A 7,065-nucleotide genomic window follows, 5' to 3' on the forward strand; every position below is an offset into this window, starting at 1 on the left:
TCGCCTCGTCCTGCTTGAGCACGACGCGCGGGCGCGACACCGACAGCTCAAAACCTTCGCGGCGCATGGTCTCGATCAGGATGCCGAGCTGCAATTCGCCGCGTCCGGCCACTTCCATCGCGTCCTTGTCGTCGGATTCGCGGACCCGCAGCGCCACATTGCCTTCGGCCTCGCGCAGCAGGCGGTCGCGGATCATGCGGCCGGTGACCTTGCTGCCTTCGGTGCCGGCCAGCGGCGAATCGTTGACGCGGAAGGTCATCGCCAGGGTCGGCGGATCGATCGGCTGCGCGGGAATCGGCTTTTCCACCGAGGGATCGCAAATGGTGTGGGCGACGGTGGCGTCCGGCAGTCCGGCCAGCGCAACGATGTCGCCGGCTTCCGCCTCATCCACGGCGATGCGTTCGATGCCGCGGAACGCCAGCACCTTGGTGATGCGGCCGGTCTCGATCAGCTTGCCATCGTGATCGAGCACCTTGACGCTCTGGTTCGGCTTGACCGAGCCCGATGAGATGCGGCCGGTAATGATGCGGCCGAGATAGGGATTGGCTTCCAGGATGGTGCCGAGCAGGCGGAACGGGCCTTCTTCCACCACCGGCGGCTTAACGTGGCTGAGCACCAGATCGAACAGCGGCTTCATGCCGTCGTCGTGCGAACCCTCCAGCGAGGTCGCCATCCAACCCTGCTTGGCCGATCCGTAGAGAATCGGGAAATCGAGCTGCTCGTCGGTGGCGTCGAGCGCGGCGAACAGGTCGAATACCTCGTTGATGACTTCGACGGGGCGGGCGTCGGAGCGGTCGACCTTGTTGATGACGACGATCGGCTTCAGGCCCATGCGCAGCGCCTTCGACACCACGAATTTGGTTTGCGGCAGCGGGCCTTCGGCGGCATCCACCAGCACCAGCGCGCCGTCCACCATGTTGAGGATGCGCTCGACCTCGCCGCCGAAATCGGCATGGCCCGGGGTGTCGACGATGTTGATGCGGGTGTCCTTCCACTGCACCGACGCCGCCTTGGCCAAAATGGTGATACCGCGTTCGCGCTCCAGGTCGTTGGAATCCATCGCGCGCTCGACCTGGCGCTGGTTGTCGCGGTAGACGCCCGACTGCTGCAGCAGGCGATCGACCAGCGTGGTCTTGCCATGGTCGACGTGGGCGATGATGGCGATGTTGCGGAGATTCATGGCTCTTCTTCTAATGTCGGACAATGGCTGGAGCGTGATCTCGCCGGAAAACCGGGACCCACTTTTCCGGATCGCGCTCAAAAAACCTGGAGTTCGAAGGCGCTCAGGCGCCCAAAAAGGAAGCCCGGCCAAAAGGACCGGGCACACCTTGCTCGTTGCGGCGCAATATATTCAGAAATCGCCAAAAAACAATGGGTTGATCCTGATTTTTGTGACCAACGAAAGATTTGACGGGTATCCCCACGTGGGCCTCTTACAATGCGGTTTTCCTTTTGGCGATCGCCGTGGGATTACTAGCGCTCGTGCTATGCAACGGGTCCCGGCGAGATGGAGGGCAAATTGGCAGGGGAAATCGACGAAGCGCAGCTTCGCGAAGTGATGAAGACGCAAGGCTTCGATTTTGATCAAGCGCAGCTTAAGTATCAGCAGTCCTTCGGCCATACGGAATCAAATGAGCCGCACGCCGAGGTTAAATTGCCGTCAGGCGTCCAAGTTTTGAGTGCGGCGAGTTCCCTTTCAGGCGATCTCGGCAAGCTGATCTGGGGTCTGCCTTATTTGGAGATGGCTAAATTCGTGATCTGCGCGTTGAACGGCATAGTCAATGAGCATCGCGCGCTAATGAAGGCGGTGCAGAAATGTGCGTCATCGCGGTGGCCGGAGCTGGTCACTGATCCGGACGAACCCGCACCTACCTAAGATCGATTGGCTGCACCCCGCATGTGGCACTCTTGAGGTGGCCGCGAACGCATCGGCGCTCCACCGGTCACAGATCAAACACGGCCACCGCGCGGATTGGCGAGGCGGTGCCGTCGCGCCACTTCAGCGGCAGGCCGATGAAGGTGAAGCGGCCCTGGCCCAGCAGCGCCTCCAGATTGCACAGGCTCTCGATATGGGTGATGCCGAGGTCGAGACAGGCCTTGTGAACCAAGAGGTTCACCTTGCCGTCGGGCCCGGGGCGCATCGAGTCGATGCCGAAATGCACCACGCCTTGCCGCGCCAGCCATTCGGTGGCGGCGACATTCACGCCGGAATTGTCGGTCGCATATTCCTTGCGCGGAAAAGTGCGGTCGTGATGGCCGGTGCAGAGCAGGACGGTGCCGCCTTTCGGCACCGGCACGCCCGCTTTGTTCACCGCGGCTTTAAGATCATCAGGCGCGATCTCGGCGCGCGGCGCGATGTGGCGCAGGTCGAGGCAGATGCCCGGCACGATGCAGTTCTCCAGCGGGTATTCGTTGATCGGCTGGCCGGTCTTGCCGAAATGCCTCGGCGCGTCGATGTGGGTGCCGCCATGGTCGGCCATCGAGATGAACATCGACGAGAGGCCATACACGTTGCCGCTGTCGGCAAAGGACTCTTCATGAGTCTTCCAGACGCCGTGGATGATGGGAGGATGGCCCGGATAGCTCGGGGTGCGGTGGTAGAGTTCACGACTGAGATCGACGATTTTCACGAACGGTGCTCCGCACTATCGATGGGGTCGGTCTTCTACGAGATTCACGCATCGGCCGCCAGTTTTTGTTGATCGCTACAACACCGCCGTCATCCTGAGGAGCCGCGCTCTTGCGCGGCGTCTCGAAGGATCGCCGCGAGCACGGCGCCTGTGGCCATCCTTCGAGGCTCGGCTGCGCGGCGGGCACCTCAGGATGACGGCTGAATGTGTGGCTTGGAAAAGGATTCGTATTTTTTGACGCAGTTTATGCCCCGCTGGCCCGCAGCTGAACGCCGGCCCGTTGCAGGTTTTGCGGCATGCTGGTCAGCAGCGCCTTGCGGTCCGCGACCGCGTTATGGAATTGCTCCAGCGCGATGTTGAAGGCGGTCAGCGCTCCCTGTTCGATCGCGCCCTGTTCGAAGCTGTTCAGCGTCTCGCGCAGGATCTGGTCCGCTTCGGCCTGCATCTGGTCGAGCTCATCGGCCGAATCGCTGTGCCGCGCCAGCGCCAGCATGTCGAACAGCCGCTCGCGCAGCGATGAGTTGTTGCTGCGCTCGTCCTTCTTCAGATAGCTCGCGAACCAGGCGCCGATCGAACCCAGCAGCGACAGGCCCATCAGCCCGAACCAGATGTAATCGCTGTAGCGGTCGAGGAAGGTCTTTTCCTCGCCGTCGACATAGGCCGCGGCGCCCGGATGCACCGGAATGGCGGCATCCTTGTCGGTGTCCGGGGTTTCGATCTTCGCCGCAAGCGGGAATTCCGACAGCAGCGTCTGGCGCACAGCGAACAATTGCCGGGTGAAGGTGGAGACGGTCGCCTCCGACAGGCCTTTGCGCGCCACGATATGGTGCGAGAAACTGATCGTCTTCACCTCATCGTCGGGACGCGCGGGCGAGCCGCCGAACGCGCCGGCCGGAATCTCCGATGCCTCGTAGGCCGGATAGTTCTGCGCGATCGCAGCCGCCGCATCGATCGCAAGGAACGTCGGCGACGCGCCGTCACGCGTCGAAGCGTTGATCGCGTCCGACGTGATCTTGCTGTTGACCGGTCCCGCCGCGAGATAGGCATCCGCCTTCTGGTTGCGGATCGCCTCGGCGGCCTCATTTGCGGGGAATTGCACGATCTCGAGCTTGCTGGCATCCACGCCGTATTGCCGCAGGATCACCTTGAGCAGATTGACATTGGCCGGGGTCCTGCCGACGACCCCGATGCGGCGGCCGGCGAGCTGCTGGATTTTGGTGATCTTCGGAGCGGGTTTCTTGGCCTTGGCCGCCGGCGGCACCCACAGCACCGCGACGTTCTTGCGCAGCGTGGCGACGGCTTGCGCATTCTTCGGCACATCGAGATCGCCGCGGATGATCGCAAGATCCGTCTTGCCGTCGGCAAGCGCCTGGGCGCTCGCGGTTGCGCCCTCGGTCTGCACCGGACGCAAACGGACGTAGCCATGCGCAAATGACTGCGTCAGTGTTTGAACGACCTTGACGTCGTCGCTGTTCGGAGGACCCACCGCGATCCGCAGCGTCACCGGCCGCATCGCGAAGTAATATGCGGCGCTGACTGCGCCGACCAGCGCCAGCGTGCCCGCCAGCGTGATCAGCATCATCTTCCGCTTCATCGAACGCGGCGACGGCGGCGCCACCGGTCCGCCAAGCTGGGAGCCGCCCTCCATCGATCGGGAAAAAAGCTGCTTCAGGCTCAATTCAGCAGGTCCAGCGGTTAGATCCCGAATCCTAGCAAATATCCTGCCATTGGAGGCATTACATCTGCGTCATGGTTCCCAGGCAGGGGCTTTGGGCCGCTTTTGGCCCGTTATTGTGGCGGCGATGCGGGCTGCGACATCATGGACCGGATCGCGCTGCCCGGTGTTAGGATGAAGCTGGCGAGAAACGGGAGGCGATCATGGTGCAGAAACTGTCGGCGGAGGCCCGCAAATCGGCCCTGACGGGGCTGTCCGGCTGGTCGGAGGTCGCGGGCCGCGACGCGATTCAGCGCACCTTCACCTTCAAGGATTTTAGTGAGGCGTTCGGGTTCATGGCCCGGGCGGCGCTGGTCGCCGAAAAGAGCGATCACCACCCGGAATGGCGCAATGTTTACAAGACCGTAGAGGTGGTGCTGGCGACCCACGACGCCGGCGGCGTCACCGCGCGCGACGTCGAACTGGCGCAGGCGATGAACGCGATTGCCAAGCAGCTCGGCGCCGCCTGAGCCATGCTTGCGGCGGCGGCCCGACATCCCCAATTCAGGCTTATCGGCGCGGTCCGTCGCGCTTCAGCCTCAGGGGAGCCCCAGCGATGGCGTCCGACCACAGCGTGGGTTTCGAGCCGGCCGACCGGCTGGCGCAGGACCGCGATAGCCTGCGCCGACGCTTCTGGAGCAAGCTGAAGCGCGTGGCAGCGCATCTGCCGTTCGCCGAAGACCTGCTCGCCGCCTATTATTGCGCCTTCGACAAACAGACCCCACGCCATGTGCAGGCGTCGCTGCTCGGCGCCATCGCCTACTTTATCCTGCCGTTCGATTTCGTGCCGGACGTGCTGCCGGTGCTCGGCTTCACCGACGACGCCGCCGTGCTCGCCACCGCAATCCGGATGGTGCTGACCCACATCACGCCGGAACATCGCGACGCCGCGCGTGCGGCGCTGAAGCGGGGTGTGGACACCGCGGATATTTCTTCTGCCTAGTCGTCCTCGACCGCTTCGCCCTTGCCGCACGGGCGCAGGGCTTCGCTACCCTTGAGCACGAGGATCGCCACCGCGGCGTGGTTCTGGCGAAAGTCGTTGAGGCGGAAGACGCCGGCGGTATAGCGCTCGCGCAGGCCGTCGACCACCTTCACGTCGAGCGGGTCGCGATAAATCATGCGCGCACGGGCCAGGCCGTCGTCGCCGTAGCTGCGATAGAGCTGGGACGTATGTTGCAGACGCGGGGAAAGATACCAGAACATTGCCGATTTGTACGCCTTCCACGCCTCGCTGGGACAGGATTGCGTTGTGCAGATGCGCAGCGCCAGAGTCACCTGATCGGCGTCGAATGAGGCATGGCGGTGGTCGATCGAGCGTCCGTTGCGGTCGCGCAAGTCGCGGGAGGGAATGATCTGTTTCCCCGCGACGTGCTCCCCGCCATAGCAGGCCGGCGCGGTCTGCGGTTCGGAGACGTAGTATTTCGCCTTCAGATAGATTTCGCTGGCGATGAGCAGCGCGCCGGCAATGCAGAGACCGGCAGCAACCGCGCGCCAGCGGGTGAAGAAGTTTGTCGGCAGTCCGTGTTCCAGCAGGCTCATCCGCAGGTTCCATTCCTGGCCTCGACGCCCTTGAGCGCATCGGTCACCTCACGCGGCGTGCCGAACGCGGCAAATCCGCCGAAATCGCTGGCCGCGATGAAGCCGTTTGTGGCCAGCGCGCGCAGATTCTCCACAAGCTGCGGATCGACCCGGGCACTCGGTATGTCGGTCACGGCGAACTGACCCGGTCGAATCGCTGCAGCGGTGGGCGCCACCCGGGATCCCGTCTGCAATTGCCATTCCTCGCGCATCTGATTGTAGAGCTTTAGATACTGTCGCACTGCCTCGGCCAGATGCTGCCGCTGCGGCTTCTGGCAGAAGCGTTTCGGCTGTTCCGCCGCGAAGCAGGCCACGTAAGCGGCGGCGCGAATAAGTTCGCTCTCTCCGGCCTCGAGATGAAAGGACAAGTCAACCGCGCGCGTCTGCGCCTCCGTGAGCTTGGCTTGGGCGGCGCGCCTCGTGCAGATGCGATGCACACTCTGCAGCAGATCGTCATCGCCACCAACCTGCTCGATCGTCGCTGCAGGATTGCCGGCCGCGGCGTTTTCGACGAAGTTCCGGTCGAGCGACTTGCCCATCTGTTTCATGAAGTACATGTTGGCCCCTGCGAGCGCGAAGGCGAGCGCGACACCGAGCGCGATACCTCCGATCTGCTTGACCAGCGGCGACATCCCGTGTCCGGTCGAAGCCGTGGGCGGCTGTGGCGCGCCCTGCGTCGGTTGCATGCCGCGCCGGCCAAAGCCGCCGTTGTCGGGACTCATGGCATCTCCCCTCGCATCACCGATTCGCGCGCAGCTTGCACAGGCGATCGAGGTCGGCGCTGGACACGGTCTTGACGATTTCGCCGTCGCTCGGTGTCGAACTCGGGTTCGGCGCGATGCGGCTTGGATTGAGCAGCAGGGTGAAACGGACGGCGTCGAACGGCAGGCCGAAATGGTCGGCCCAGTTCTGCAGCGACGCACAGAATGTTTGGCGGATGCTGACTTCGCCCTCAGTCGGATCCACCGCGCGCGCGAAGCCGGTGGCACCGAACGCGCCGATACGGAAGCCGGCAAGCGAGCCCGGCTGACCGCCAAGGACGTCGAAGGCGGCATAGCCTTCAAACCCGACGCTCGGCCTGGAGGCGGGCGCTAGTCCTTGAAGCCGCCAGCGGATCGGCTGGTCGGCGATGATGACGACAGC

General features: G+C 63.7%; 8 protein-coding genes and 1 pseudogene. 3 read left to right on the forward strand and 6 right to left on the reverse strand.

What is annotated here, in order from left to right; all coding sequences use genetic code 11:
• Nucleotides 1–1,180: GTP-binding protein (locus VGP39_RS17830; protein ID WP_327569423.1), on the reverse strand; the 1,180-nt coding region annotated here is incomplete at its 3' end.
• A 339-nt stretch (nucleotides 1,181–1,519) separates the two neighbouring features.
• Between VGP39_RS17830 and VGP39_RS17835 the strand changes: the two genes are divergently transcribed.
• The gene (locus tag VGP39_RS17835) at nucleotides 1,520–1,876 is read left to right on the forward strand and encodes a hypothetical protein (protein ID WP_327569424.1); all 357 of its coding nucleotides are present in this window, start codon (nucleotides 1,520–1,522) and stop codon (nucleotides 1,874–1,876) included.
• A 67-nt stretch (nucleotides 1,877–1,943) separates the two neighbouring features.
• Here the strand turns inward: VGP39_RS17835 and VGP39_RS17840 are convergent, their stop codons facing one another.
• Together VGP39_RS17840 and VGP39_RS17845 are read right to left on the reverse strand one after the other, a co-directional pair.
• Entirely contained in the window at nucleotides 1,944–2,630 is a 687-nt protein-coding gene (locus VGP39_RS17840) for a cyclase family protein (protein ID WP_327569425.1), read from the reverse strand.
• A gap of 244 nt (nucleotides 2,631–2,874) precedes the next feature.
• Nucleotides 2,875–4,209, reverse strand: coding sequence for a TAXI family TRAP transporter solute-binding subunit (locus tag VGP39_RS17845; RefSeq protein ID WP_327569429.1), 1,335 nt, complete (start codon nucleotides 4,207–4,209; stop codon nucleotides 2,875–2,877).
• Nucleotides 4,210–4,505: 296 nt separating this feature from the next.
• Here VGP39_RS17845 and VGP39_RS17850 point away from each other — a divergent pair, with 296 nt between their 5' ends.
• Together VGP39_RS17850 and VGP39_RS17855 are read left to right on the forward strand one after the other, a co-directional pair.
• On the forward strand, nucleotides 4,506–4,814 hold the full coding sequence (locus VGP39_RS17850) for a 4a-hydroxytetrahydrobiopterin dehydratase (RefSeq protein ID WP_327569430.1): 309 nt from the start codon (nucleotides 4,506–4,508) through the stop codon (nucleotides 4,812–4,814).
• 86 nt (nucleotides 4,815–4,900) lie between these two features.
• Complete coding sequence (locus tag VGP39_RS17855) at nucleotides 4,901–5,287, forward strand: YkvA family protein (RefSeq protein WP_327569426.1); 387 nt, start codon at nucleotides 4,901–4,903, stop codon at nucleotides 5,285–5,287.
• On the opposite strand, the gene VGP39_RS17860 is transcribed toward VGP39_RS17855, so the two are convergent.
• The 3 genes and pseudogenes from VGP39_RS17860 to VGP39_RS17870 form a co-directional block, all read right to left on the reverse strand.
• Nucleotides 5,284–5,883, reverse strand: a complete 600-nt coding sequence (locus VGP39_RS17860) for a hypothetical protein (RefSeq protein WP_327569427.1) — start codon at nucleotides 5,881–5,883, stop codon at nucleotides 5,284–5,286. The genes VGP39_RS17855 and VGP39_RS17860 overlap by 4 nt on opposite strands.
• Nucleotides 5,880–6,554 (reverse strand): hypothetical protein, encoded by a 675-nt coding sequence (locus tag VGP39_RS17865; RefSeq protein WP_327569428.1) that lies wholly within the window; start codon nucleotides 6,552–6,554, stop codon nucleotides 5,880–5,882. The genes VGP39_RS17860 and VGP39_RS17865 overlap by 4 nt, the downstream gene beginning before the upstream one ends.
• A gap of 106 nt (nucleotides 6,555–6,660) precedes the next feature.
• Nucleotides 6,661–7,065: pseudogene (locus tag VGP39_RS17870) on the reverse strand (hypothetical protein); the annotation flags it as partial.

The organism is Bradyrhizobium sp. (genome assembly GCF_036009065.1).
Classification (GTDB): Bacteria; Pseudomonadota; Alphaproteobacteria; order Rhizobiales; family Xanthobacteraceae; genus Bradyrhizobium.